Raw genomic sequence first — 26,777 nt, forward strand, 5'->3', positions numbered from 1 at the left:
AAGGGGTCCGCCCTGGCCGATAGAGCCTGAAACTCTGCGGGCGCACCGAATTTACCGCCCCTTATCGATTCTGCCTTAGTTTTGCGCAGCCAGGTCAGGGGGCGGGGCGCCACCGGATCTCGGCTGAATGAAAATGGGGGTGGGAATGTCCGGGCGTATCGCGTTGTCGTCGAAGCGCACAATAATGCCGGCCCTCAGGTTCCGCGCCAAGATCATCCTGGGCTTTGCCGCCGTGCTGGTAATCTCCGCCGGCAGCATGGCTTTCTCCTATTTTGGCTTCGAGCGGGTCTCGTCCGGGGTCGGGTCCTACCGCAGCAGCGTCACCGAGGCCGATCTCGCCCGTAATATCGACCGGGAGCTGCTGGCCTATCGCTCGGCCGTCAAATATTTCGTCGTCACCGGCAAGGAGGACGACGCCAAGACGGCGCTGGACGCCGAGACCAGCCTGAAGAGCGCCATTGACCAGGCGGTCAAGAGCGCCAAGAAGCCGGCGCGGCAGGAAAGTCTGGGCAAGCTCGCCAAGGAGTTTTCCAACTTCTCCGCGACCTTCGCAAAAGTCCTCCAGGCCAAGCGTGACAGTGCGCTGCTGGTGCAGAACCAGCTCATGCGCAACGCCAACCTCCTGAAATACAAGCTCGACGACATCGGCAACAATGCTTCCGATTCCGAGGCGCAGGCGATCGAGTTCGGGACCAAGCAGGTCAACGCCCAGTTCCAGACCGCGAACGCGGCAGCGACCAATTTCGTGCTGACATCCGACCAGGCGACCGCGACCAGCGCGCTGGCGCGGCTGAAATTCGTCGAGAACTCGCTCAACGCGGTCTATTCCATGGACGACAAAATCGTCGCGGGCCTGAAGGACGCCAAGGATTTGCTCGGTGCCTATCGGGCATCGCTGGAGAAGCTGATCGCCAATGCCAAGATGGTGGACGATCTCGTCACCGAGATGAGCGGTTCGGCCGGCGCGATCCTTCAGGGCGCCACCGCCATGAAGGCGGACCTCGTTGCCGAACAGCAGCGGCTGGAGTCCGAATCGGAAGCGACCATCGGGAAGACCGAGCAACTGGTGCTGATGCTGGCCGTCGGCGGCACGCTGCTCGGCGCGATCCTCGCCTTCCTGCTCGGCACCGGCATTTCGCGTCCGATGATCGCGATGTGCAAGGCGATGCGCGAGCTTGCCTCGGGCAATTTCGACGTCGTGCTGCCGGGCCTGGGGCGCAGGGACGAGATCGGCGAGATGGCCGGCGCGGTCGAGGAATTCAAGGTGCAGGCCGTGGCCAAGGCCGAGCGCGATGCCGCCGCCAACGAACTCCAGAACAGGGAGCAGGCCGCAAGCCGTCGTTCCGAGCTGATTCGTTTCGCCGACGATTTCGAGAGCGCGGTCGGCGCCATCGTCTCCAACGTCTCGGCTTCCGCCGTGCAGCTGGAATCGGCGGCCTCGACGCTGACCCGCACCGCCGAGACCACACAGAGCCTGTCGAGCCAGGTCGCCGACGTCTCCGAGCAGGCCTCCAGCAACATGCAGTCGGTCGCGACCGCGACGGAAGAGCTCTCGGCCTCGGTCGAGGAGATCGGCCGCCAGGTCCGCGATTCCAGCCGCATTGCCGAAGCTGCCGTGGTGCAGGCAAAGGAGACCGATAACCGCATCGGCAAGCTCTCGCATGCCGCCCAGCAGATCGGCGAAGTCGTCAAGCTCATCACGGCGATCGCCGAGCAGACCAATCTTCTGGCGCTCAACGCGACCATCGAGGCGGCACGCGCCGGTGAAGCCGGCCGCGGCTTTGCAGTGGTCGCCAGCGAAGTGAAGTCGCTCGCGAGCCAGACGGCGAAGGCCACCGACGAGATTTCCTCCCACATCACGGGCATGCAGGGCGCGACGGCCGAATCAGTTGCAGCGATCAAGGAGATCGGCGCGACCATCGGCCAGATCTCGTCGATCTCGACGTCGATTGCGAGCGCGGTGGAGCAGCAGGGCGCGGCGACCCAGGAAATCGCGCGCAGCGTCCAGACCGTCGCACAGGGCACTCAGACCGCCGCAACCGACATCGGCCAGGTCAATCGCGGCGCCGCTGAGACCGGCTCGGCCTCGGAAGAGGTGCTGCACTCGGCCAAGACGCTGTCATCCGAAAGCACCCGCCTGCGCGCCGAACTCGACCGCTTCATGGGCAATATCCGGGCAGCGTAGGGGCATTCCCGTCAATGTCGTCCTGGCGAAAGCCAGGACGACGAGACCCTGCGTCACGTAACCGCCGGTTGCGGCGCCACAAATTTACCGCAGCTTATCCTTTGCCATTTACCGTGCTCACGCGTCAGGAAGCGGGCTGCTTTCGGGCTGCGCCTGGGTTTCCGCGAATGGAATGGGGTGGGGGAATGCCCGTCAAGTCGAAGTCGACCACATCGAAGCTGCTCACCTTGCGTTTTCGCGCAAAAATTATCCTCGGCTTCGTGGCGGTGCTCGCCATCCTGGCCGTCAGCATGGCTTTCGCTTATTACGGCTTCGAACGGATCCAGGCCGCCGTGGCCTCCTACCGCTCCAGCGTCGCCGAAGCGGACGTTGCGCGGACGGTCGATCGCGAGCTGATCGCCTATCAGGGGTTGGCGCGGGCCTACACGCTGACCGGCGCGGCGGATGATGAGACCGCCGCCAAAGCGGCCGAAGAGAATTTGAGGGCCGCGATCGCCAAGTCTGCGGCGGCCACCACGGGCGCCGCGCGCCGCGAGCAGGTCGGCAGGCTCGAGGCCGACTTCAAGAGCTTTACCAAGGTGTTCGGCGAGATCATCACGTTGACGCGCGAGAACGGCAAGATCGCGACGGATGAGCTCAACAGCGTCGGCAACAAGATCCGCTTCAAGTTCGACGATCTTGCCGATACCGCGGCATTGGCGGGCCTGAACTCGGTTCAGGGCACGGCCAAGGACATCACATCGCAATATCTGGCGGTCTCCACCTCGGTCAGCGCCTTCGTCGCCAAGCCGGAGCCGAAGACCGCCGACGGCGTGATCGCCCGCATCAAATTTCTGGAGACCTTGCTGGTCTCGATCTATGCCAACGACCAGAAGATCACCGACCGCGTCACCGAGATCAGCAATCTCCTCAAGCAGTACCGCGCCTCCTTTTCAAAGCTGACCGAGAATGTGAAGGTCATCGTCAAGCTCAACGGCGACATGACCAAGACGGCCGCGTCCATTCTCAAGCTCTCGGGTGAGCTGCGCTCGGAGCTGACGGCGGATCAGCAGCGCATCGAAGTCAACGCCAATGCCACCATCAGCGAGACCGAGCGGCTGATGCTGATGATGGCGCTGGGTGGCCTTGCTGTCGGTGCTGCGCTGGCCTTGATGCTGGGCAATGGCATTTCGCGTCCGATGATCGCGATGTGCAAGGCGATGCGCGAGCTTGCCTCGGGCAATTTCGACGTCGTGCTGCCGGGCCTGGGGCGCAGGGACGAGATCGGCGAGATGGCCGGCGCGGTCGAGGAATTCAAGGTGCAGGCCGTGGCCAAGGCCGAGCGCGATGCCGCCGCCAACGAACTCCAGAACAGGGAGCAGGCCGCAAGCCGTCGTTCCGAGCTGATTCGTTTCGCCGACGATTTCGAGAGCGCGGTCGGCGCCATCGTCTCCAACGTCTCGGCTTCAGCCGTGCAGCTGGAATCGGCGGCCTCGACGCTGACCCGCACCGCCGAGACCACCCAGAGCCTGTCGAGCCAGGTCGCCGACGTCTCCGAGCAGGCCTCCAGCAACATGCAGTCGGTCGCGACCGCGACGGAAGAGCTCTCGGCCTCGGTCGAGGAGATCGGCCGCCAGGTCCGCGATTCCAGCCGCATTGCCGAAGCTGCCGTGGTGCAGGCAAAGGAGACCGATAACCGCATCGGCAAGCTCTCGCATGCCGCCCAGCAGATCGGCGAAGTCGTCAAGCTCATCACGGCGATCGCCGAGCAGACCAATCTTCTGGCGCTCAACGCGACCATCGAGGCGGCACGCGCCGGTGAAGCCGGCCGCGGCTTTGCAGTGGTCGCCAGCGAAGTGAAGTCGCTCGCGAGCCAGACCGCGAAGGCCACCGACGAGATTTCCTCCCACATCACGGGCATGCAGGGCGCGACCGCCGAATCAGTTGCAGCGATCAAGGAGATCGGCGCGACCATCGGCCAGATCTCGTCGATCTCGACGTCGATTGCGAGCGCGGTCGAGCAGCAAGGCGCGGCGACGCAGGAAATCGCCCGCAGCGTCCAGACCGTCGCACAGGGCACTCAGACCGCCGCCACCGACATCGGCCAAGTCAACCGCGGCGCCGCCGAAACCGGCTCGGCCTCGGAAGAGGTGCTGCACTCGGCCAAGACGCTGTCATCCGAAAGCACCCGCCTGCGCGCCGAGCTCGACCGCTTCATGGGGAATATCCGGGCAGCGTAAGTATCGCCGGATGCCAGGCGCCTGCGGCTGAAATCCTCGCTCTCGCCTCTCACTCCGCTGTCATCCGGGATCCGCGCTGTCAGGCGCTTCGCTCGTCCGGCACGACGGGCGGGGATGCTTCCTTGCGCGCGGCTGAGCGAGAATGTGTCGTCTTTCTGATCTGGGCCATGCGCTAACTCTTTGTGATACCGTCGGAAAGCAGCGGCGCGAACCGCTGTTGCGGCTGGAACCTGCCCTCGCCGCAGACGTTGTCGCAGGTGGCAGGCGGAATGCCGCACCCCCTTGATCGGATCGCCCCCGTCCACGTCATGTGAACCGGGGCCATGTCCATTGGTCAGATACAACAACGCGATGGAATTGCAGCGAAGCCCAGCGCCGAACGATGGACCAGTGGTCTCCACGGCGGTCGCAGCCGACCGCATCATCGAAACCAGCATTCCCGCACGACTTGACGCGCTGCCGTGGAGCGGCTTTCACACCCGCGTCGTGCTCGCGCTCGGCATCACCTGGATTCTGGATGGCCTCGAGGTGACGCTGGCCGGCGCGCTCTCCGGCGCGCTGAAGCAGAGTCCCACCCTGCATTTCTCCAATCTCGATCTCGGCGTTGCCAATTCCGCCTATCTCGCGGGCGCGGTGCTCGGAGCGCTCGGTTTCGGCTGGCTGACCGACCGGATCGGCCGCAAGAAGCTGTTCTTTATCACGCTCGCGCTCTATCTCTCCGCGACGGGCGCAACCGCTCTGTCATGGGATGTCGCGAGCTACGCGCTGTTTCGCTTCCTCACCGGCGCCGGCATCGGCGGCGAATATACGGCGATCAATTCGACCATCCAGGAACTGGTGCCGGCGCGCTATCGCGGCTGGACCGATCTCGTCATCAACGGCAGCTTCTGGATCGGCGCCGCGATGGGCGCCGTGGCGGCCATCGTGCTGCTCGATCCCGCGGTGATCGGCCCCGATCTCGGCTGGCGCCTCGCTTATCTCATCGGCGCGGCCATCGGCCTCGTCGTGCTCTTGATGCGGATGTGGATTCCGGAGAGTCCGCGCTGGCTGATGATCCACGGCCGTCCCGACCAGGCCCACGCCATCGTCGACGAGATCGAGCGCTCGGTGATCGGACACGATCAGGACACGAGCGACGGGCGCTTCGCCAAGATCCGCCTGAAAATGCGGAGTCACACGCCGATCCGCGAGGTCGTGCACACGCTGTTCTCGGTCTATCGCCAGCGCGCGATGGTCGGCCTCGTGCTGATGATCGCGCAGGCTTTCTTCTACAACGCCATCTTCTTCACCTTTGCGCTGGTGTTGACCGATTTTTACGGCATCAGCGCCGATCATGTCGGCTGGTATCTGCTCCCCTTCGCCGCCGGCAATTTCCTCGGTCCGCTGCTGCTCGGCCGCCTGTTCGATACGCTCGGCCGCCGGACCATGATCATGTTCACCTACGGGACGTCGGGCCTGTTGCTGGCGCTGTCGGGTTATCTGTTCTCGATCGGCGCCTTGAGCGCGCAAGGGCAGACCATCGCCTGGATGGTGATCTTCTTCTTTGCCTCGCCCGCCGCGAGCGCCGCCTATCTCACCGTCAGCGAGACTTTTCCCTTGGAAGTCCGTGCGCTCGCGATCGCCGTGTTCTACGCGGTCGGCACCGGGATCGGTGGCGTGATCGGCCCCGCGTTGTTCGGGGCGCTGATCGACACCGGGTCACGCACGAGCGTATTCGCAGGTTATTTGCTGGGGGCCTTCCTGATGATCGCGGCCGCGATCGTGGCGTGGCGCTATGCCATCTCGGCGGAACGCAGATCGCTCGAAGAAATCGCGCGGCCGCTTGCTTCCATGGAGTAGACTATGAAATCGGAATTGGCTGAATTGGATCAAGAGCGCACCATGGTCGACGATGAAGCGCCCGACGCGGTGCCGGTGCCTCACGCACTCGTGCCGCATCTCAATGAAACGGCGATCCTGCTCGACATCGACGGTACGCTGCTCGACCTGATGCCGACGCCGCGCGAGGTGTGGGTGCCGCCCGGATTGTCGGAAACGCTGAACCGGTTGACCGAGCGCACCTCGGGCGCGCTGGCGATGGTCAGCGGCCGTTCGCTCAACGACATCGACCTGATCTTCGCGCCCGATGTCTTTCGCGCCGTCGCCGGCCACGGCGCGGAAATGCGGCTTTCGGTGGACAACGAAGCCGATGCCGTCAGCGCGCCGCCGCTGGACAAGGAGTTGAAGCGGCGGCTCGCGGCGGTCGCCAAGCTCAGTCCCGGCATTCTGCTCGAAGACAAGGGCTATTCGCTGGCGCTGCATTACCGCCTTGCGCCGCATGCGGAGAAAGCGATCTATGAATCCGTTTCGCTGATCCGCGCCGACTTGCCCAATGCGCCGATCGAGGTGCTGCCCGGCAAGTTCGTTTGCGAGATCAAGCATTCCGGCTTCACCAAGGCGACCGGCGTGCGCGAGTTGATGAAGCACGAGCCTTTCAAGGGGCGTCGCCCGATCTTCATCGGCGACGACGTCACCGACGAGACCGTGTTCGCGATCATGCCCGACATGAACGGGCTCGCCTTCTCGGTCGGCCGCCGCGCCATGGGCGTCAACGGACACTTCGATGCCCCGAATGATGTGCGCACGTTCCTTGCGCGCCTGCTCGACGACTCAAGGTTGGAATAAGGCGCGGACATCTCGGAGCCACATATCGCGCGTGTAATTCGCCAGCGCGTCCGCTTCATCTTGCGCGTGCCACGGTTCCAAAGCCGACTTTGTGTAGCGAAATCGTCAGGTTGCCTGGAGGTAAACCGGTTCCAACGCGCACGCCCGATTTTGGTTTCAATTGGTGCAAAGGATGATCAGGAACCATATTGATGAACGGCAGTTAAATGGGGTGGAATGAAACAGGAGGGGACGACCTGTGAACTTAGTCGTCGTTTCGAATCGCGTCGCACGCGGCAAGCCCAATGAGCCCATGACGGGCGGTCTCGCGGCGGCCTTGTTACCCGTCGTGGAACATTCGGGTGCGATCTGGGTGGGTTCCTCGGGCCGTGTGCGTGACGGTCATCAAAAGGAGCCGTTCGCCGAGATCGAAGCACTGGGTTCGGGCGCGATCGCGACGCTGGATCTGCCGGCGGCGCACTATGGCGGCTATTACGAAGGCTTTGCCAATTCGGCGCTGTGGCCGGCGCTGCACTCGCGCAGCGATCTGATCCGCGTCTCGCGTGACGACTATGTCAGCTATCGCGAGGTCAACGCCTTCATGGCGCGCGCTTTGATGCGCTTCCGGAAAGCACAAACGGCGTTCTGGGTGCAGGATTATCATTTCCTCGCGCTCGGCGCGGAGCTGCGGGACCTCGGCGTCGACGATCCGATTGGCTTCTTCCTTCATACGCCATGGCCGGTCGCCGCGGTGATGCAAGGCGTGCCCAATCATCGCGAGCTGATCACGGCGATGCTGGCCTATGATCTGATCGGCTTCCAGACCAATGACGATTGCCAAAATTTCCTCGGCTATGTCGCGAGCGAACTCGGTCTCGCCGTCGAAGACGGCGTTGCGATCTCGCAGCATGGCCGAACGCGCTGCGAGGTCTTTCCGATCGGCATCGATGCCGAGAAGTTCGCGCAATACGCGGCGAAATCGGCGTCGCATCCGGACGTGTCGCGGCTGCGCCGCAGCCTCAATGGCGAGCGGCTCGCGATCGGCGTCGACCGGCTCGACTATTCCAAGGGCCTCGTCAACCGCATCAGCGCGTTCGACCGGCTCTGGACCGATCATCCGCACTTTGCGCGCAGCATTTCGCTGTTGCAGATCGCAAATCCCTCGCGCGGTGCCATCGAAGCCTATGGCAATTTGCAGAACGAGGTCGCGCGGCTCGTGTCCGACGTCAATGGGCGCCATGGCGAGGCCGACTGGACACCCATCCGCTATCTCAACAAGGGTTTTAGCCAGGCCGTGCTCGCGGGTCTCTACCGCACCGCGCAGATCGGCGTGGTGACGCCGCTGCACGACGGCATGAACCTTGTCGCCAAGGAATACGTCGCCGCGCAAAACCCGGCCGATCCCGGCGTGCTGGTGCTGTCGAAATTCGCCGGCGCGGCCAACGAGCTCGACGCCGCGCTGCTGGTCAATCCGCATGACATCGACGGTATGGCGCGCGCGATCGCGGTCGCGGCTGCGATGCCGCTCACCGAGCGCAAGATGCGCTGGGATGCGATGATGAAGAAGCTGCGCGGCCACACAATCCAGCAATGGTCGGCGGATTTCGTCGCCGAACTGGAGAAGTGCCGGACGGAGAAGGCCGCAGTGGCGCCGCTCGCCAACCAGCCGCCGCAGGCGTTGCGCTGGCTCAAGTCGGCGATCTCAGGCGTGCGGCTGATCTAGTCTCCTTCTCCCCGTTCTCTAAGGGGAGGGCAGGGCGAAGACGAGAGCCTCAATAGCAATACGACACGCCTTCCAGAATCGCGCACTGCCGCTTGTTCGGCGCGTTCGGATCGTCGAGCGGCACCATGCCCTTGCCCTGGCCGACGAACACGCCGGGCCCGACATGCACCGAGCTCTTGTTGCCGATGATGACGCTTTGATGCGGCGTCGCGCTCGAGCGGGTGCCGTCGGGCCAGAGGATGGCATCGCCCGAAAGCATCCCGCGCCGTCCGTCGTCACAGCTGACGTCGACCCCTTGCCGGGTGCAGACCTGTGCGTCGGCCGATCCGGCGAAGGCGGTGGCAAGGGCCGAAATCAGGCTCAGCGCAGCGACGGTGTTGCGGATGGTCATGGTGCCCCCGGACGTGTTTGACGCTCTTGAGTGAATCGTCGCGTCAAACCGGCCGCCGGTTCAGCGAGCGGGCCATTACGAGCGTTGGCGTGGCGCCTGATATTGTCTATAAAATACAATATCTTACGGAAAAATCACCCGATTTCCCCGCGATCCCTTGCAAAATCACCGGCGCCCCTTCAAGAGAGTGCGCTCCGGAGAGATGGCCGAGTGGCTTAAGGCGCACGCTTGGAAAGCGTGTGTGCGGGAAACCGTACCGTGGGTTCGAATCCCACTCTCTCCGCCATCAGCCCCGTGTCCGGCCAATCTATACCTCCCGTACCTCGCGCCCGTCCGCGACACCCTTCATCGGTGGTCGCTGCCGCCATGGCGATGCGGCCGCGCAGGCAGATGCTCTAGTTTGTCGCTGTCCAAATAGCCGCGTCAAAAAGCTAGTCGCGATGCGGAAATCTCGGCGGCTAGTTCGCTACGTCATTCAATCAGCATGAGGGTCATGGGAAGACCCAAAGCTCATGAGCGTCTCTCGCGCGCCGTCGGCCGCGCCAACGCGTCGCGACAGCGCGGCATGCAGAAACGCGCCTGTACACGGTCATGGAACCTCCATAACTTCCGCGGCGCAATTTGAGGAGATGCGACGTGGCGAAGAAGACGGTGACCAGGAAGAAAACTGCTGCAAAGAAAGCAGCGAAGACCTCCGGCAGGAAAAGCGCCGTTCGCAAGGGCAAGGTTGCGAAGGCTGCAACCAAGCCGGTCAAGAAGGCCGCCGCGCGCAAATCGTCCGCACCGCGCCGTCCCAAGGGCCCGGCCTGGCAATGGTCGGCAGTCGAGACCGCAGCCGCAATCCGCTCCGGCGCCATTTCCGCGGTCGAGACCGTCGAGGCGCATCTCGACCGCATGCGTGCCGTCAATCCGAGGCTGAACGCCGTCGTCGTGGATCTCTCGGAGGAGGCGCTGGCCGCCGCGCATGCGGCCGACAAGCGGCGCGCGAAGGGCGGCGAACTCGGCCTTCTGCATGGCGTACCGATCACGATCAAGGAGAATGTCGACTACGAAGGCCGTCCGAATTTCAACGGCGTTCCCGCCAACAAGGACCTCATCGCGCCGTCGGATTCGCCCGTAGTACGCAACCTGAAGAAGGCCGGTGCGATCGTCATCGGCCTCACCAACACGCCGGAATTCTCCTTCCGCGGCTTTACCGACAATCCCTTGCACGGGCTGACGCTCAATCCCTGGGATCCGGATATCACCTGCGGGGGCTCCTCGGGCGGTGCGGGTTCGGCCGTCGCCGCCGGCATCGGCACCATCGCGCACGGCAACGACATCGGCGGCTCGCTGCGCTGGCCGGCGCATTGCAACGGCGTTACGACCATCAAGCCGACACAGGGGCGTATTCCCGCGTTCAACGCAAGCGCAACCGCCGAGCGGCCGATGCTGGCGCATCTGATGTCGGCGCAGGGGCCGCTCGCCCGCCACGTCGCCGACGTCAGACTCGCGCTGGAGGTGATGAGCCAGCGCGATCCGCGCGATCCCTGGTGGGTGCCGGCGCCGCTGGCGGGGCCGAAGCCGAAGGGGCCGATCAAGGTCGCGCTGGCCAGGATACCTGAAGACATGGAGGTCGATCCGCACGTCGCGGCGGCGTTGCGCCAGGCCGCCGATCATCTGGAGCGTTCCGGCTATCGGGTCAGCGAGGTCGACGTGCCCGATATCGACGGCGTCTGGCAGACCTGGTGCGACATCATCACCAACGAGACGATGGTGATGCAGGAAGCCGGCATGTTGAAGGTGACGTCCGAAGACTTCCACAAGGCGTGGGGCGGCATGAAAGCCAAGGCCAATTTGCTCGACCTCAAGGCCTGGATGCAGGCGACCGCCGCGCGCAACGGCCATATCCGTGCCTGGCAATTGTTCTTCGAGGAGTATCCGGTAGTACTGGCACCGACCACGGTGAAGCCGATTCCGGGCCCGCGCGAGGACACTGTCAGCCCCGAGCGCGTGCGCGAGATCTTCTGGGGCGAGATCCGCTTCATCTCCGCGATCAACGTGCTGGGGCTGCCCGGCGCCGTGGTGCCGGTGACGCTGCACGATGGCAAGCCGATCGGCGTGCAGCTCATTGCCGGGCGTTATCGCGAGGACCTCGCACTCGATGCGGCAGCCGCGATCGAGAAGCGGGCCGGCGTGCTCGCCCATCGCCTATGGGAACAGATGGACTGACAGGGCAGCGAAGGTTTCACCTTCTCCCCTGCACAAGGGGAGAAGGAAAGCCACTCAGCCGGCGGCGCAAAACTTCATTAATCCAATTTGACTCGAATTTTAGCCAATTCCCCAACAACCGTTAGGGTTACTTCCTCGATCTCTAGACGAATTATTGTCCGCTTTACCACCCGCCTCTAACAGAGGGACGGCGGACAACGCACATGCCTCATACAGGCCAATAAGTGCGGCCCGCTCCACGCGGAGGTGGCACGATGCGCAATGAGACGATCGCTATTCACGCCGGCTACGAGCCCGAAGCCACCACGCACGCGGTTGCCGTGCCGATCTACCAGACCGCGGCCTACGCCTTCGACAGCGCCGATCACGGCGCGGCGCTCTTCAATCTCGAGACCGAAGGCTATCGCTACAGCCGCATCGCCAATCCGACCAGCGCGGTGCTGGAGAAGCGTATCGCCGAGCTCGAGGGCGGCGTCGGCGCGCTTGCAGTCGCGACGGGACAGGCCGCGCTGCATTTCGCCTTCGTCAATGTCGCCGATCACGGCGGCAACATCGTTTCCGTGCCGCAGCTCTACGGCACCACGCATACGCTGCTCTCGCACATCCTGCCGCGGCAGGGCATCACCGGCCGCTTCGCCGAGAGCGACAAGCCCGAGGCGATCGAAAAGCTGATCGACGAGAACACCCGCGCCGTGTTCGCCGAAACCATCGGCAATCCCGCCGGCAATGTCTGCGACATCGAAGCGCTGGCGAAGATCGCCCACGCCCATGGCGTGCCGTTGATCGTCGACAATACCGTTGCAACACCCATCCTGCTCAAGCCGTTCGATTACGGCGCCGACATCGCGGTGCATTCGCTGACGAAGTTTCTGGGCGGCCACGGCACCACGCTCGGCGGCGCCATCGTCGACTCCGGAAATTTCCCCTGGGCCAAGCACGCCGATCGCTTCCCCGGCTACAACAAGCCGGACGCCTCCTATCACGGCCTCGTCTATGCCGAGCGCTTCGGCCGCACGGCCTATATCGAGCGCGCGCGCAGCATCTATCAGCGCACCATGGGTTCGGTGCTGTCGCCGTTCAACGCCTTCCTGCTGCTTCAGGGTATCGAAACCGTCGCGCTGCGCATGGAGCGCCACTGCGAGAACGCCCGCAAGGTCGCCGAATTCCTGCGCAAGGATCCGCGCGTGGCCTGGGTCAACTACACCGGTTTCCCGGACAGTCCCTATTATCCGCTGGTGCAGAAATATCTCGACGGCAACGCCTCGTCGCTGTTCACCTTCGGCATCAAGGGCGGGATGGAAGCCGGCAAGTCCTTCTACGATGCGCTGAAGCTGATCACGCGCCTCGTCAATATCGGCGATGCCAAGTCGCTGGCCTGCCATCCGGCCTCGACCACGCACCGGCAGATGTCGGCGGAGCAGCAGCGGGTCGCCGGGGTGCTGCCGGAAACGATCCGCTTGTCGATCGGCATCGAGCATTGCCAGGACATCATCGAGGACCTCGACCAGGCGCTGGAAAAGGCCTGCCCGTCCGCGCGCCTCCAGGCCGCGGAGTAGGCGGCGGCGCCGATGACGATCCTGATCGACAGGGATCAAGCCATATCGAGCCCGGCGCTGGTGCCAGGAGCGGGCGATCTGGCGCGCGAGCACGGCGGCACCGAGCTCACCATCGGCTTGATCAACAACATGCCGGATCCGGCGCTGAAGGCGACCGAGCGGCAGTTCATGAAGCTGCTGCAAGCCGCGGCAGGTCCGCGCCGCATCCGCTTTCACTGCTTCTCGCTACCCTCGGTCAAGCGCTCGCCGGAAGCGAGATGGCATGTCGAGAGCGAATATTCGGACCTCACCGAGCTGAGGCGCCACAAGTTCGACGGCTTGATCGTGACCGGCGCCGAGCCGGTTGCGCCCGAGCTCGACCAGGAACCGTATTGGCGCGACCTCACCGAGCTGATCGACTGGGCCAAGGTCAACACGCGCTCGACAATCTGGTCGTGCCTCGCTGCGCATGTCGCGGTGCTGCATCTCGACCGCATCGAACGGCGGCCGCTCGCCACTAAATGTCACGGCATTTTCGACTGCGACGCCGTGACCGGCGATCCGCTGACGCGGGCCGCGCCTGCTCCCCTCAAGGTTTCGCATTCGCGTCTCAACGAGATCGCCGAGAGCGACCTCGCGCAGGCCGGCTACCAGGTGCTGACGCGTTCGGCAAAGGCCGGCGTCGATATCTTCGTCCGCCAATATGCCAGCCGATTCGTGTTCTTCCAGGGCCATCCGGAATACGACGCGTTGTCGCTTCAGCGTGAATATCTGCGCGACATCGGCCGTTATCTCGCGCGTGAGCGCGACAATTATCCGCATTTGCCCGTCAGCTATTTTGACGGTTCGACGGAAGAGAAGCTGGTCCGTTTCGAGAAACAGGCCAGGCACCAGCGGCACCCCGCGCTCAGTAACGAACTGCCGGCGCTGACTTTGCGTGCCGATATCGCCGCGGGCAGCGCCGCGGCGGCATTGTTCCGGAACTGGCTGCAATATCTCGGCGCGGGGACCGACGCGTCGGTGCTCGCGCGTTAGGGCGGGACGACGGGGTCGATATTAGGACTAACGAAGTGTGAAGCTTGCCTCGAGCAGCGCACGAATGCTTCAGTGAGGGGCGGGGCAGACAGGAAATGCGAGTCGTGTGGTCGGCACTCCAGGGACGCGTGAGCAATCGGCTCGCCCGGCATTTCCGCGCCGCGCCGCACCGGCTGCCCGTGCATGCGCCCATGGTGAGCTTCACCTTCGACGATGCCCCCGATAGCGCTGCAGGCGAGGGCGCCGGGCTTCTGGAGCAGCATGGCGGCCGCGGTACGTTCTATCTCGCCGGCAGCCTGGTCGATCGTCCCTCGGACCATTGGCACGGCCTGTCGAACGACGCGATCGTGCGGCTTCACCGGGCCGGACACGAGATTGCCTGCCATACCTTCTCGCACCTGAGTGCGGTCAATCTCGACGAGACCACCATGGCCCGCGAGATCGAGCGAAACCGCAGCCATTTTCGCGGCATCGATTCCTCGATCACGCTGGAAAATTTCGCTTACCCCTATGGCATCGCGTCGGTGTGGCGCAAGCCGCAGCTCGCCAAGACCTTCCGTTCGGCGCGCGGCATCCTTCCCGGCGTCAATCGCGACGTCATCGATCTCCAGTTCCTGCGGGCCTCGCCGCTGGTCGATTGCGAGATCGATAGCGCGGGCGTCGATCGCTATTTCGACGAGGCGGTCGAGAGCGGTGGATGGCTGATCTTCTACGGTCATGACGTCGCCAACGCGCCGAGCCCGTATGGCTGTACGCCGGACCTGATGCGCCATGCGCTGCGGGCGGCCGGGAAGCGCAACATGCCGATCGTGACGGTCGCGGAAGCGCTGCGAAGGATCGGGGCGTAGCTTTCTTACCTCGCCCCGCTTGCGGGGAGAGGTCGAGTTCGATCGGAGATCGAATTCGGGTGAGGGGGTACAGGTTCATCGGCAATCTCAGATGTGGAGAGAAGCCCCTCACCCCGCTCCCTCTCCCCGTAAGAACGGGGAGAGGGAGCGGAAGCAGCGGTGTAAGTCCCCCAAACAGCCTTGCCACGCCTGCGCGGTCATGCGACTGGCCTTGTGACGAATCTCACGGCCTCACCCCGACATGCCCATGTCCTCTCCTTCCACCGCTCCGCTGCCTGCGCCGGCCCACGGCCGCGATGCGCTGTCGGTGCTGCGTTCGGTGTTCGGCCTGCCCGGGTTCCGCGGCGCTCAGGGCGAGATCATCCGGCACGTCACGGACGGCGGCAATTGCCTGGTGCTGATGCCGACCGGCGGCGGCAAGTCGCTGTGCTATCAATTGCCGGCGCTGCTGCGCGAAGGCTGCGGTGTCGTGGTGTCGCCCTTGATTGCGCTGATGCGCGAGCAGGTCGCTGCCATGCTCGAAGCCGGGGTCAACGCCGCCGCGCTGAACTCGTCGCTGACCCCGCAGGAAGCCTCCGACATCGAGCGGCGCCTGATCGCGGGTGATCTCGACCTGCTCTATGTCGCGCCGGAGCGACTGGTGACGCCGCGCTGCCTGGCGCTGCTGGCCCGGGCGAAGGTGGCGCTGTTCGCGATCGACGAGGCGCATTGCGTCTCGCAATGGGGCCATGATTTCCGCCCCGAATATGTCGGCCTGTCCATCATCGCCGAGCGCTTTCCCGACGTGCCGCGTATCGCGCTGACCGCGACTGCCGACGAGTTGACCCGCAAGGAGATCGTCGAGCGGCTTCAGCTTGCAGACAGTCCGCACTTCGTCTCCAGCTTCGATCGTCCCAATATCCGTTACGAGATCATCGACAAGCGCAACGCGGTGTCGCAGCTCAAGGATTTCATCCGGGAGCGTCACGCAGGGGATGCGGGCGTCGTCTATTGCCTGTCCCGCAAACGGGTCGAGGAGGTCGCCGCCGCGCTCGACGACGCCGGCATTGCGGCGTTGCCCTATCACGCCGGGCTCGACGGCAGCGTGCGCTCGCGCAACCAGGACCGCTTCCTCAACGAGGACGGCATCGTCATCGTCGCGACCATTGCCTTCGGCATGGGCATCGACAAGCCCGACGTGCGCTTCGTCGCGCATCTCGATCTGCCCAAGAGCATCGAGGCCTATTACCAGGAGACAGGGCGCGCCGGCCGCGACGGCAAGCCGTCGGCGGCCTGGATGGCCTACGGTCTCTCGGACATCGTGCAGCAGCGCCGCATGATCGACGAGTCGAGCGGCTCCGAGGAATTCAAGCGGGTCTCGATCGGCAAGCTCGACGCGCTCGTTGGCCTTGCCGAAACGCCGCACTGCCGGCGCCGGCGGCTGCTCGCCTATTTCGGCGAGATCGTGATGGGCGAGGGCTGCGGCAATTGCGACAATTGCCTGACGCCGCCGAAAATGCGCGACGGCAAGGTGCTGGCGCAAAAACTGCTATCCTGCGCCTATCGCACCGGGCAGCGTTTCGGCGCGATGCACCTCATCGACGTGCTGATCGGACGCCTCACGGAGAAGGTGACGCAGTTCGGTCACGACAAGCTGACGGTGTTCGGCATCGGACGCGAGCTCAACGAGAAGCAGTGGCGCACGGTGCTGCGGCAGCTTGTGGCGATGGGACATTTGCTGAGTGACAGCGAAGCTTTCGGCGCGCTGAAGCTGACGGAATCGTCGCGCGGCGTGCTACGGGGCGAAACGGAAGTGTGGCTGCGCGAGGAAGCGCCCGGCGCCCGGATCCGATCAAGCCGCGCCAAGTCCCGCCGCGGTGATCTGGCGCCGGCGGCCGATGCGCCGCAGGGCGATGTTGATCCCGAGCTGCGCACGCGGCTACGAGCGTGGCGCTCGGATATTGCCCGCGAACGTGGCGTGCCGGCCTACGTCGTGCTGCACGACGCCACCATCGACGGCATCGTTCGCGCATGGCCGACCACGCTGGATGAGCTGCGCAATGTGCCTGGGATCGGCGACAAGAAGCTCGAGCATTACGGCGACGAGCTGCTGCAGATTGTCAGGACACGGTAGGGCGCGTTGGCGGTTGTTAGCGCGCCAACTCTCTCCACATCGTCATCCCGGACAAGCGCAGCGAAGTGGAGCGCAGATCCGGGATCCATACCGCGTGATTTGTCTTGGGGCACGCGCGACGACGCTCTTCGCCAAACTGCTCCCTGGGGTTATGGGTCCCGGCCCCCGTGCGCAATTGCGCACTAGGCCGGGACGACAGCGGTGAATGAGGCGCGAGGCGGGCAACCTCAGCCGTTCCTGAACGCATACCCGTAGCCGTTCAGCGCCGGCGCGCCGCCGAGATGCGCGTAGAGGATCTTTGCGCCCTTCTCGAAATAGCCCTTCTGCGTAAGGTCGATCAGGCCCTGCATCGACTTGCCCTCGTAGACGGGATCGGTGATCATGGCTTCGAGACGCGCGGTGAGGCGGATCGCCTCCTTGGTTTCTTCCGACGGCACGCCATAGGCGGGATAAGCATAATCCTCGATCAGCACGACGTCGTCGGCGACGAGGTCCTGGCCGAGTTCGACGAGCTTGGCCGTGTTCTGCGCGATCGAGAGCACCTGCGCCTTGGTCTGCGCCGGGGTGAAGGAGGCGTCGATGCCGATCACCTTTCGCGCACGGCCATCGGCGGCGAAGCCCACCAGCATGCCGGCATGGGTCGAGCCGGTGACGGTGCAGACCACGATGTAGTCGAACTTGAAGCCAAGTTCGGTTTCCTGCTTGCGCACTTCCTCGGCGAAGCCGACATAGCCGAGGCCGCCGAATTTGTGCACGGAGGCGCCGGCGGGAATCGCATAGGGCTTGCCGCCCGCCGCCTTCACCTCCTCGATCGCCTCCTCCCAGCTCTTGCGAATGCCGATGTCGAAGCCGTCGTCGACCAGGCGCACGTCGGCACCCATGATGCGCGACAGCATGATGTTGCCGACGCGGTCATAGACGGCGTCCTCGTGCGGCACCCAGGCTTCCTGCACCAGGCGGCACTTCATGCCGATCTTGGCCGCGACGGCCGCGATCATGCGGGTGTGGTTGGACTGCACGCCGCCGATCGAGACCAGCGTGTCGGCGTTCGAGGCGATCGCGTCGGGGATGATGTATTCGAGCTTGCGCAGCTTGTTGCCGCCATAGGCGAGCCCGGAATTGCAGTCCTCGCGCTTGGCATAGACCTCGACATTGCTGCCGAGATGCTTCGACAGCCGCTCCAGCTTCTCGATGGGCGTCGGACCAAAGGTCAGCGGATAGCGCGCGAATTTTTCAAGCATCGTCAGGTCATCCCGATTGGCGTCAATGTCTGCGTAAAACGCTAGCATCGCTCTGCAAAAAGGTGCTTTCAAATATGGCGGGTCTGTTGCGCGCGATCTTGCGATAACAGCGCCAATACGTGCTATTCCTTCCGGAACAGATGTTCATCACGGAATTTTCTTCCATGTCCGCCCGCCTCGATCGTATCGACCTTAAGATGTTGCGATTGCTGCAAAATAACGGCCGGCTCAGCAACGCGGAGCTGGCCGAAACCGTCGCCATCAGCCCCGCCACCTGCCATCGCCGCACCCAGCGGCTGTTCGAGCACGGCTTCATCGCCGCCGTCCGCGCCATGGTCGCGCCGAAGAAGGTCGCCAAAGGCACGCTGGTGATGGTCGGCGTCGTGCTCGACCGTTCGACGCCGGAAAGCTTTGCGATCTTCGAGCAGGCGATCACCAGGCTGAAATTCGTGCTCGACTGTCACCTCGTCGCTGGCGACTTCGACTATTTCCTCAAGATCCGCGTCGGCGACATGGAGGACTTCAACCGCATCCACGGCGAGCAGCTGATCGCGCTGCCCGGCGTGCGCCAGACCCGCACCTTCTTCGTGATGAAGGAAGTCGTCGACAACGCGCCGCTGGAGTTTTGAGCGGAAGCTATTGATGCGCGATCGGCATCATGAGAGGTTCAACTGATGCAGCCATTCCCCTTCCGCCACCTCAATGCGGCCGGACCGGCCTATCGGCGCGGATGGGTCGACGAGGCGGTCGCCGCGATCGAGGCCGACCAGTGCCGCACGGCCGACACGCATCTGATCCGGCTGATCGTGCCGGCGCTATCAGGCATCGACATCTATCTGAAAGACGAGTCGACGCATCCGACCGGCAGCCTGAAGCACCGGCTGGCGCGCTCGCTCTTTCTTTACGCGCTCTGCAACGGCCACATCCGCGAAGGCACGCCTGTCGTCGAGGCCTCGTCGGGATCGACCGCGGTGTCGGAAGCCTATTTCGCGCAGATGATCGGCGTGCCCTTCTATGCCGTGATGCCGCGCACGACCTCGGCCGAGAAGATCGCCGCGATCGAGCATTACGGCGGTAACTGCCATCTGATCGACGACGGCCGCGCGCTGTATGCGGAGGCCGGCGCGCTGGCCGCACGGCTGGGCGGCCACTACATGGACCAGTTCACCTTCGCGGAGCGCGCCACCGACTGGCGCGGCAACAACAACATCGCCGAATCCATCTTCACGCAATTGCAGGGCGAGCCGCGCACGCTGCCGGACTGGATCGTGATGGGCGCGGGCACCGGCGGCACCTCGGCCACCATCGGACGCTATTTGCGTTATCGCCAATATCCGACACGGCTGTGCGTCGCCGATGTCGAGCATTCCGCTTTCTTCGACTGCTTCAGCTCGCAGGACCGCTCCCATGTTTGCGACCGCCCCTCGCTGATCGAAGGTGTCGGGCGGCCGCGCTGCGAGCCCTCCTTCGTGCCGGGCGTGGTCGACCGCATGATGAAGATCCCGGATGCGGCGACGATCGCGGCGATGAACGTGCTATCGCGCCGGCTGCGCCGCGCGGTGGGGGGCTCTACGGGCACCAATTTCCTGGCGCTGTGCCGGCTCGCCTCGGACATGCGAAAGGCGAATCAGATGGGATCGCTGGTGACGCTGATCTGCGATTCCGGCGAGCGCTACCGGCAGACCTATTATGAGCCCGCCTGGCTGAAAGCGCGCGGTCTCGATCCAGCGCCGTTCGAGGCGGCCTTGTCGTCGTTCCTCGATACAGCGCAGCCACTGGCGCTTGAGTTCGAAGACGTCACGAATCCGCAGAACTTGCGAAATCCTGAGGCCTGATAGCTGGCGCTTCCCCGCCATTTGCAAGATTGCACGGCCGTCACGGCAACTTCACTTGCCTTGCGCGCGCGTGCGGGCGAGTTTCGCGGCTTCTCAACGAGGAGACCTGCCGTGCGCCTTCCGATTCTCGATCCGAAAAACCTGAGTGCCGAACAGAAGCCGCTCTATGACGACATGCGAGCGGGTATCAAGGACCACTTCAAGGGCTTTGTGAACATGCGCGACGATGGCGCGCTGCTCGGGCCCTGGAATCCCTGGATCCGTGAGCCTCGCTTCGGCAAGCCGGTGTGGGAGCTGGTCAAGGCGATCGCGGCGAACCCGCTGCTGCCGGCGCCGGTGCGTGAGGTCGCGATCCTCGTCACCGGCTCGCATTTCCGCTCCGGCTACGAACTCTATGCGCATGTGCTGGTCGCCGAGCAGCGCGGCCTCTCCGACGAGAAGCTCGCGACCATCGTCGCCGGACAGCGGCCGGTCGATCTCACCAAGCAGGAAGCGGTCGCCTACGACGTGGCGTCCGCATTGGTCAGCGGCGGCGTGCTGCCGGAACTGACTTATCGGGCCGCGGTCAAGGAATTCGGCGAGCACGGCGCGGCCGAACTGTCCTATCTCGTCGGCGTTTACTGCATGGTGTCGGTCACGCTGAACACGTTCGACGTGCCGGTGCCGGACTGACCGCGCTGCCCAGCTGCTGGACTGGACGGAAGCGTCACGGTACCCTGCCGCCGCCATGGCGACGCATCGCCGGTCACGATCGAAGTGCAATGAAGAGGGAACGACAGCCATGGACACGTCACGCCGCATCCTGCTCGCCGGACTGGCGGGACTCGCCGTTGCGCCGGCCGCCGCTGGAGCCGCGCCCTCGACCGCAGCCGATGACGTGACGGTCGCCGAAGAGCGCTTTGCGCGCATGATCGCGGCTGCGCATGCGCCCGACGTCACCTGCGTGCGACAGGCCGAGCGTTATGCGGACGCGCATTGGCCAAACTACGTCGCGGCGGCGCGTTCTGTCATCGAGGCGAGAGCGTGAGGCATTCTCTTTCCTCTCCCGTTGCGGGCAAGACCAGGAGCTTCACGTCCCCACCGCCCGCCTGACCTGCTCACCGATCTGCGACAGCACGAGCTGCGCCTGCGGCAGAATTGCGCCCATGGCGTGGAAATTGTGGACCATGCCGTCGTGGCAGACGTGCTCGACCGTGACGCCGGCGGCGAGCAGCTTGCGCGCATAGGCATTGCCCTCGTCGCGCATCGGGTCGAACTCGGCGGTGTGGATGATGGCGGTCGGCAGGCCCGCAAGCCGTGTCCCGCGCAGGGGCGAGATGCGGGGATCGGCAGCGTCCAGCGTCTCGGGCAGATAGTCAGCGAGATCGGCTTCGATCGTGACGCGGTCGATCAGGTGCCCCTCGGCGAACGCCTCGCGCGAAGGCGAGGCCTCCTCGAAATCCAGCACGGGGCAGATCAGGCATTGCGCGACGATGGAGAGCCCAGCTGTCTGCGCCGCCTCCTGGCACACGACGGCAGCGAGCGTTGCTCCGGCCGAATCGCCGCCGATCACCAGACGCCCGGCGTCGATGCCGAGCGATGCGGCCTCGCGCGCCACCCATTCGGTGGCAGCGATCGCATCGTCCACGGCTGCGGGGAATTTGTGCTCGGGCGCCAGCCGGTAGTCGACCGAAACGAGACGGCAGCCGGTCGCATGTGCCAGCGCCGCCGCGATGCGGTCATGCGTGGCAATGCTGCCGGCAACCAGCCCGCCGCCGTGAAAGAACACGAAGCCGGGCGCGCGATCATCGGCGCCTGCCGGTGAATAGAGGCGATAGGGCAGCGCGCCGCCGGAACCAGGCAGCATGCCGTCGGACGTCGTCACGCCAGGCGCATCGGCGCGCGCAAACTGCATCAGCTTTGCCAACGATTGCCGCCGTGCCTCCACGCTGGGCCGGCTCCGTGCCAGCGGCGCAGCCGCAGCCATCATGGTCAACAAACGCTTTGCGAGCGGATCGAGCGGCATGGTGCTTCCTTTCCCCTCCCGGGAGGGTAACTCACCATTTTCCCGCAGGGAATCATTTAGAAATTGCGCCCAATAGTGGCGCTATAATGCGGCACCACGCCAAGGGAGAGGCCGGTCATGGCCGAGATCAAAAAGCCCATCGCATATTCGCCGAGCTGGACCTTCTTCGAGGGCAAATGGCATGACGGAAATGTGCCGATCATGGGTCCGCGCACGCATGCGGCCTGGCTCGGCTCGGTGGTGTTCGACGGCGCGCGGGCGTTCGAAGGCGTCGCGCCCGATCTCGACCGCCACGTCGCCCGCGCCAATCAGTCCGCGATCAACTTTGGGCTGAAGCCGGTGGTCGATACCGGAACCTGGATGACACTCGCAAACGAGGGCATCGCGCGCTTTGCGCCGAAGACCGAGCTCTATGTCCGTCCGATGTACTGGGCGCGGAACGGCTCGGGCGGCGGCGTGCTGTTCGATCCCGAGACCACCGATTGGTGCCTGTGCATCTACGAGGCGCCGATGCCGAAACCCGTCGGCAACGCGATCACGCTGTCGCCGTTCCGCAGGCCCACCGCCGAATGCGCCCCGGTCGAGGCCAAGGCCGCCTGTCTCTATCCGAACAATTCGCGCGCGCTTGCCGAAGCCGCCTCGCGCGGCTTCCAGAACGCGCTGATGCTAGACATGCTCGGCAACGTCGCGGAGTTCGGCAATTCCAACGTGTTCATGGCCAAGGAGGGCGTGGTCTACACGCCGGTGCCGAACGGCACCTTCCTCAACGGCATCACCCGCCAGCGCGTCATCAGCCTGCTTCGTGCCGACGGCGCCACCGTGGTCGAGAAGACGCTGCATTACGCCGACTTCCTCGCGGCCGACGAGATCTTTTCTACGGGCAATTTCGCGAAAGTCGCGCCGGTGATCCGCATCGACGATCGCGAGCTGAAGCCGGGCCCGCTCTACATTCGGGCGCGCGAGCTCTATTGGGACTTTGCCCATGCGGTGAAGCTGGCGGCTTGATCCGCGCTGTCCTAGCTGCGTCGCTTGAACCGGCTGAACTGAAACGCCTGCGTCGAATTCCACGGCGTGTGGTGTGCCTCGTTGCGCGTTTCGACCAGCTCGAAGCTCGGCCCGAGCTCCGCCGCAAGGCTTGCGCTGTCATGACGCTGCACCGGCAGGCCGCTGCACGTCTCGGGACCGTCGAGCGCAAACGTCGCAATGATGACGTGGCCGCCGGGCGCAACCGCCGACCGCAGCCGCTCGATGTATGCGGTCCTGTCGCGGGAATCGGTCAGGAAGTGAAACGCCGCCCGATCGTGCCATAGGTCGTATGTCTTTGCCGGGTGCCATGTCGTGGCGTCGGCAACGATCCAGTCGACGGTTGAAGCGGCTGCGCCGATTCGCTTCTTGGAAGCGTCAAGCGCTTTGGCAGAGAGATCCAGTACAGCGACGTCGCGATATCCCTCCAGCAGGAGAGCATCGACCAACCGCGATGCGCCGCCGCCGACGTCGAGGATGGCAGCCTCGCTGCCTGGATTGGCCGCTCTGATCATCGCGAGCGAAGTCGCCGGACTGTTCTGAAACCAGCTGACCTCGGCTTCGCCCTTGATGGCGTAGACATTGTCCCAATGGGTGCTTCGGTCGGACATGGCGCGTCCTCCGGCTTGGGGGAGCCGGCGCAGAGGGACGATCTACTCGTCCTTCTTCGACATCCGCTCGAGGCGTTCCTGCATGTCCTTCATCTGCTGGCGCAGATCGTCGATGTTGCTGTCCTTCGGGGCTTCGGCGGTCGGCTCGGGCGCCGGCTCCGCGGAGCCCGCGGGGCGGGCCGCGCCGGGCGCGAAAGGCTTAAACATCGAGAAGGTCTGCTGGAACAGCTCCATGTTGCGGCGGACCTGTTCCTCCAGCGGCGCAAACGGGGTTCCGGACAGCGAGGTGGCGATCTGCTTGCGGAACTTCTCCTGCTCCTGCGTCAGCGACGCGATGGCCTGCTCCAGATATTTCGGCACCACCATCTGCATGCTGTCGCCGTAGAAGCGGATCAGCTGGCGCAGGAAGGTGGTCGGGAGCAGATTCTGGCCGGCCTTGTTCTCCTGCTCGAAGATGATCTGGGCAAGCACGGAGCGGGTGATGTCGTCGCCGGTCTTGGCGTCGTAGACCAGGAAATCTTCGCCGTCCTTGACCATGGAGGCGAGGTCTTCCAGCGTCACGTAGGTGCTCGTCCCGGTGTTATAGAGCCGGCGGTTCGCGTATTTCTTGATGGTGGTGGGTTGGTCTGATTTCGCCATGGGCTCTCACTTGCAAGACGCGGAGAACGGGAACCTGACGGGCTATGCCGCAGGGCGGGAAGAGTACGCAACGCAACAAAATAAGCATTTTCAAGGGGGTCACGCTACCGTTTTGTGCGCCACGGTTAATCGGGCAGCAAAAACGTGCTTGCGAAAGCGCCAAGAACGCTATTTTGAATGCGCTGCGGGATGAATTCGGCCGCCGGCCGATTGACATGCCTCAACGACGTTAACAGGATGCCGTCCGAGACTGGCGAGCCGTTTCCCCAGCCCCGTCTGCCCCCATACAACCCAGGAGATGCCCATGTCAGACGATGTCGTCATCGTCAGCGCCGCCCGCACCCCGGTCGGAAGCTTCAACGGAGCGTTCGCAACCCTTCCCGCCCATGATCTCGGGGCCATCGCCATCAAGGCCGCGCTGGAGCGCGGCGGCATCGAGCCCGGCCGGGTCTCCGAAGTCATCATGGGCCAGATCCTGACCGCCGCCCAAGGCCAGAACCCGGCCCGTCAGGCCTCGATCAATGCCGGCATTCCGGTCGAGAGCCCGGCCTGGGGCGTCAACCAGCTCTGCGGCTCGGGCCTGCGCACCGTTGCGCTCGGCTATCAGGCACTGCTCAACGGCGATTCCGAGATCGTGGTCGCCGGCGGCCAGGAATCCATGAGCATGGCTCCGCACGCCCAGTATCTGCGTGGCGGCGTCAAGATGGGTGCAGTCGAATTCATCGACACCATGATCAAGGACGGTCTGTGGGACGCCTTCAACGGCTATCACATGGGCAACACCGCCGAGAACGTCGCGCGGCAGTGGCAGATCACTCGCGCCCAGCAGGACGAGTTCGCGGTCGCCTCGCAGCAGAAGGCCGAAGCCGCGCAGAAGGCCGGTAGATTCAACGACGAAATCGTTCCCGTCACCATCAAGGGACGCAAGGGCGATGTCGTCGTCAGCGCCGACGAATATCCGCGCCATGGCGCAACGGTCGACGCGATGGCGAAGCTCCGTCCGGCCTTCGAGAAGGACGGCACGGTCACCGCGGGCTCTGCGTCGGGTATCAATGACGGCGCCGCCGTCGTGGTGCTGATGACCGCCAAGCAGGCCGCCAAGGAAGGCAAGAAGCCGCTCGCGCGCATCGTGTCCTGGGCGCAGGCGGGCGTCGATCCGAAGATCATGGGCTCGGGCCCGATCCCGGCCTCGCGTGCCGCGCTGAAGAAGGCCGGCTGGAACGTCGGCGATCTCGACCTGATCGAGGCCAACGAAGCCTTCGCGGCGCAGGCTTGTGCCGTCAACAAGGATCTCGGCTGGGATACTTCGAAGGTCAACGTCAACGGCGGCGCGATCGCGATCGGCCATCCGGTCGGTGCCTCCGGCGCGCGCGTGCTGGTGACGCTGCTGCACGAGATGCAGAAGCGGGATTCGAAGAAGGGCCTCGCCACGCTGTGCATCGGCGGCGGCATGGGTATCGCGATGTGTGTGGCGCGCGACTGAGATAGTGACGCGCAATTTCGCGTGCGCTGCACGCGTGGCTGAGTGCGTTGCACGCGATTAAAAAGGCAGCGGTTGCAAATCAAATATTCTTCGCAACCGTACAAGCCTCGACTAAAGAGAAACGCCCGGCTCGACGCCGGGCGTTTTGTTCTTGATGTCCGTCAAACGTCCCCCATAATCCGCACTTAAAAACAATCACTCAGAAACGTCCGAAGAGTCCAAGGGAAGGAAATACGATATGGCACGTGTTGCATTGGTGACGGGTGGTACGCGGGGCATCGGAGCTGCGATCAGCAAGGCGCTGAAGGCGGCCGGCTACAAGGTTGCGGCGAGCTATGCCGGCAACGATGCGGCGGCGGAGAAGTTCAAGGCCGAGACCGGCATCGCGGTCTACAAATGGGACGTCAGCAGTTTCGATGCTTGCGCCGAGGGCGTGAAGAAGGTCGAGGCCGAGGTCGGACCGATCGACGTCCTCGTCAACAATGCCGGCATCACCCGCGACACCGCCTTCCACAAGATGACGCTCGAGCAGTGGAACGCCGTCATCAATACCAACCTCGGTTCGCTGTTCAACATGACGCGTCCAGTCATTGAAGGCATGCGTGCGCGCAAGTTCGGCCGCATCATTTCGATCTCGTCGATCAACGGCCAGAAGGGACAGTTCGGCCAGGTCAACTATTCCGCGGCGAAGGCCGGTGACATCGGCTTCACCAAGGCACTCGCGCTCGAGAACGCCAAGGGCGGCATCACCGTCAACGCGATCTGTCCCGGCTACATCAACACCGAAATGGTGCAGGCCGTGCCGAAGGACGTCCTGGAAAAGAACGTGATCCCGCAGATCCCGGTCAACCGGCTCGGCGAACCGGAAGAGATCGCGCGCGCGGTCGTGTTCCTGGCGGCCGACGAGGCCGGCTTCATCACCGGCTCGACGCTGACCATCAATGGCGGCCAATACCAGGCCTGATGACGCCAATTCTCTCCGCTGGACGTCGCTGAGCCAAATGCCTGTAGCTTCAGGCGCAACAAGGCGATAGTGA

The 26,777-nt window shown here is 64.3% G+C and carries 22 protein-coding genes and 1 tRNA gene; 18 read left to right on the top strand and 5 right to left on the bottom strand.

Features of this window, described 5'->3' with window-relative positions; translation table 11 throughout:
• The first annotated feature begins 145 nt into the window (after nt 1-145).
• From BRA1417_RS0106305 to BRA1417_RS0106330, 5 genes are all read left to right on the top strand, one after another.
• Nucleotides 146-2,185 (top strand): methyl-accepting chemotaxis protein, encoded by a 2,040-nt coding sequence (locus BRA1417_RS0106305; RefSeq protein WP_027515100.1) that lies wholly within the window; start codon nt 146-148, stop codon nt 2,183-2,185.
• Between the two features lie 185 nt (nt 2,186-2,370).
• The gene (locus tag BRA1417_RS0106310; RefSeq protein WP_027515101.1) at nt 2,371-4,404 is read left to right on the top strand and encodes a methyl-accepting chemotaxis protein; all 2,034 of its coding nucleotides are present in this window, start codon (nt 2,371-2,373) and stop codon (nt 4,402-4,404) included.
• 351 nt (nt 4,405-4,755) lie between these two features.
• Complete coding sequence (locus tag BRA1417_RS0106320) at nt 4,756-6,243, top strand: MFS transporter (RefSeq protein ID WP_027515102.1); 1,488 nt, start codon at nt 4,756-4,758, stop codon at nt 6,241-6,243.
• A gap of 3 nt (nt 6,244-6,246) precedes the next feature.
• Nucleotides 6,247-7,068, top strand: coding sequence for a trehalose-phosphatase (otsB, locus tag BRA1417_RS0106325; protein WP_027515103.1), 822 nt, complete (start codon nt 6,247-6,249; stop codon nt 7,066-7,068).
• A gap of 238 nt (nt 7,069-7,306) precedes the next feature.
• Nucleotides 7,307-8,770: a trehalose-6-phosphate synthase gene (locus BRA1417_RS0106330; RefSeq protein WP_027515104.1), complete on the top strand. Its 1,464-nt coding sequence runs from the start codon at nt 7,307-7,309 to the stop codon at nt 8,768-8,770.
• A gap of 49 nt (nt 8,771-8,819) precedes the next feature.
• On the opposite strand, the gene BRA1417_RS0106335 is transcribed toward BRA1417_RS0106330, so the two are convergent.
• On the bottom strand, nt 8,820-9,161 hold the full coding sequence (locus tag BRA1417_RS0106335; protein WP_027515105.1) for a hypothetical protein: 342 nt from the start codon (nt 9,159-9,161) through the stop codon (nt 8,820-8,822).
• 196 nt (nt 9,162-9,357) lie between these two features.
• On the opposite strand from BRA1417_RS0106335, the gene BRA1417_RS0106340 reads away from it, so the two are divergent.
• The 6 genes from BRA1417_RS0106340 (at nt 9,358) to recQ (ending at nt 16,903) form a co-directional block, all read left to right on the top strand.
• A tRNA-Ser gene (locus BRA1417_RS0106340) sits at nt 9,358-9,447 on the top strand.
• Between the two features lie 350 nt (nt 9,448-9,797).
• On the top strand, nt 9,798-11,372 hold the full coding sequence (locus BRA1417_RS0106345) for an amidase family protein (protein WP_027515106.1): 1,575 nt from the start codon (nt 9,798-9,800) through the stop codon (nt 11,370-11,372).
• 254 nt (nt 11,373-11,626) lie between these two features.
• Complete coding sequence (locus tag BRA1417_RS0106350; protein WP_027515107.1) at nt 11,627-12,928, top strand: O-acetylhomoserine aminocarboxypropyltransferase/cysteine synthase family protein; 1,302 nt, start codon at nt 11,627-11,629, stop codon at nt 12,926-12,928.
• A gap of 12 nt (nt 12,929-12,940) precedes the next feature.
• Nucleotides 12,941-13,942 carry a homoserine O-succinyltransferase gene (locus BRA1417_RS0106355; RefSeq protein ID WP_027515108.1) on the top strand — a complete coding sequence of 334 codons (1,002 nt, stop codon included), beginning with the start codon at nt 12,941-12,943 and terminating at the stop codon, nt 13,940-13,942.
• A 104-nt stretch (nt 13,943-14,046) separates the two neighbouring features.
• Nucleotides 14,047-14,790: a polysaccharide deacetylase family protein gene (locus tag BRA1417_RS0106360; RefSeq protein ID WP_027515109.1), complete on the top strand. Its 744-nt coding sequence runs from the start codon at nt 14,047-14,049 to the stop codon at nt 14,788-14,790.
• Nucleotides 14,791-15,037: 247 nt separating this feature from the next.
• Nucleotides 15,038-16,903 (top strand): DNA helicase RecQ, encoded by a 1,866-nt coding sequence (recQ, locus tag BRA1417_RS0106365; RefSeq protein ID WP_027515110.1) that lies wholly within the window; start codon nt 15,038-15,040, stop codon nt 16,901-16,903.
• A gap of 227 nt (nt 16,904-17,130) precedes the next feature.
• On the opposite strand, the gene BRA1417_RS0106370 is transcribed toward recQ, so the two are convergent.
• A complete protein-coding gene (locus BRA1417_RS0106370; protein ID WP_027515111.1) occupies nt 17,131-18,144 on the bottom strand; it encodes a 1-aminocyclopropane-1-carboxylate deaminase in 1,014 nt (337 codons plus the stop codon).
• A gap of 164 nt (nt 18,145-18,308) precedes the next feature.
• Here BRA1417_RS0106370 and BRA1417_RS0106375 point away from each other — a divergent pair, with 164 nt between their 5' ends.
• From BRA1417_RS0106375 to BRA1417_RS0106390, 4 genes are all read left to right on the top strand, one after another.
• Nucleotides 18,309-18,773, top strand: a complete 465-nt coding sequence (locus BRA1417_RS0106375) for an Lrp/AsnC family transcriptional regulator (protein WP_007599137.1) — start codon at nt 18,309-18,311, stop codon at nt 18,771-18,773.
• Nucleotides 18,774-18,818: 45 nt separating this feature from the next.
• Nucleotides 18,819-19,979, top strand: a complete 1,161-nt coding sequence (locus BRA1417_RS0106380; protein WP_027515112.1) for a PLP-dependent cysteine synthase family protein — start codon at nt 18,819-18,821, stop codon at nt 19,977-19,979.
• A 111-nt stretch (nt 19,980-20,090) separates the two neighbouring features.
• Complete coding sequence (locus BRA1417_RS0106385) at nt 20,091-20,651, top strand: carboxymuconolactone decarboxylase family protein (RefSeq protein WP_027515113.1); 561 nt, start codon at nt 20,091-20,093, stop codon at nt 20,649-20,651.
• Nucleotides 20,652-20,760: 109 nt separating this feature from the next.
• A complete protein-coding gene (locus BRA1417_RS0106390) occupies nt 20,761-21,006 on the top strand; it encodes a hypothetical protein (RefSeq protein ID WP_027515114.1) in 246 nt (81 codons plus the stop codon).
• Between the two features lie 42 nt (nt 21,007-21,048).
• On the opposite strand, the gene BRA1417_RS0106395 is transcribed toward BRA1417_RS0106390, so the two are convergent.
• On the bottom strand, nt 21,049-21,984 hold the full coding sequence (locus tag BRA1417_RS0106395; protein WP_027515115.1) for an alpha/beta hydrolase: 936 nt from the start codon (nt 21,982-21,984) through the stop codon (nt 21,049-21,051).
• Between the two features lie 117 nt (nt 21,985-22,101).
• Between BRA1417_RS0106395 and BRA1417_RS0106400 the strand changes: the two genes are divergently transcribed.
• Entirely contained in the window at nt 22,102-22,989 is an 888-nt protein-coding gene (locus BRA1417_RS0106400) for a branched-chain amino acid aminotransferase (RefSeq protein WP_027515116.1), read from the top strand.
• A gap of 11 nt (nt 22,990-23,000) precedes the next feature.
• Here BRA1417_RS0106400 and BRA1417_RS0106405 read toward each other — a convergent pair whose 3' ends face one another.
• Nucleotides 23,001-23,618, bottom strand: a complete 618-nt coding sequence (locus BRA1417_RS0106405) for a trans-aconitate 2-methyltransferase (RefSeq protein WP_027515117.1) — start codon at nt 23,616-23,618, stop codon at nt 23,001-23,003.
• A 42-nt stretch (nt 23,619-23,660) separates the two neighbouring features.
• The gene (phaR, locus tag BRA1417_RS0106410) at nt 23,661-24,257 is read right to left on the bottom strand and encodes a polyhydroxyalkanoate synthesis repressor PhaR (protein WP_027515118.1); all 597 of its coding nucleotides are present in this window, start codon (nt 24,255-24,257) and stop codon (nt 23,661-23,663) included.
• Nucleotides 24,258-24,561: 304 nt separating this feature from the next.
• On the opposite strand from phaR, the gene BRA1417_RS0106415 reads away from it, so the two are divergent.
• Nucleotides 24,562-25,740 (top strand): acetyl-CoA C-acetyltransferase, encoded by a 1,179-nt coding sequence (locus BRA1417_RS0106415; RefSeq protein WP_027515119.1) that lies wholly within the window; start codon nt 24,562-24,564, stop codon nt 25,738-25,740.
• A gap of 238 nt (nt 25,741-25,978) precedes the next feature.
• Complete coding sequence (gene phbB, locus BRA1417_RS0106420) at nt 25,979-26,704, top strand: acetoacetyl-CoA reductase (protein ID WP_027515120.1); 726 nt, start codon at nt 25,979-25,981, stop codon at nt 26,702-26,704.
• The last annotated feature ends 73 nt before the right edge of the window (nt 26,705-26,777 follow it).

It is taken from the genome of Bradyrhizobium sp. WSM1417, from assembly GCF_000515415.1.
Lineage (GTDB): Bacteria > Pseudomonadota > Alphaproteobacteria > Rhizobiales > Xanthobacteraceae > Bradyrhizobium.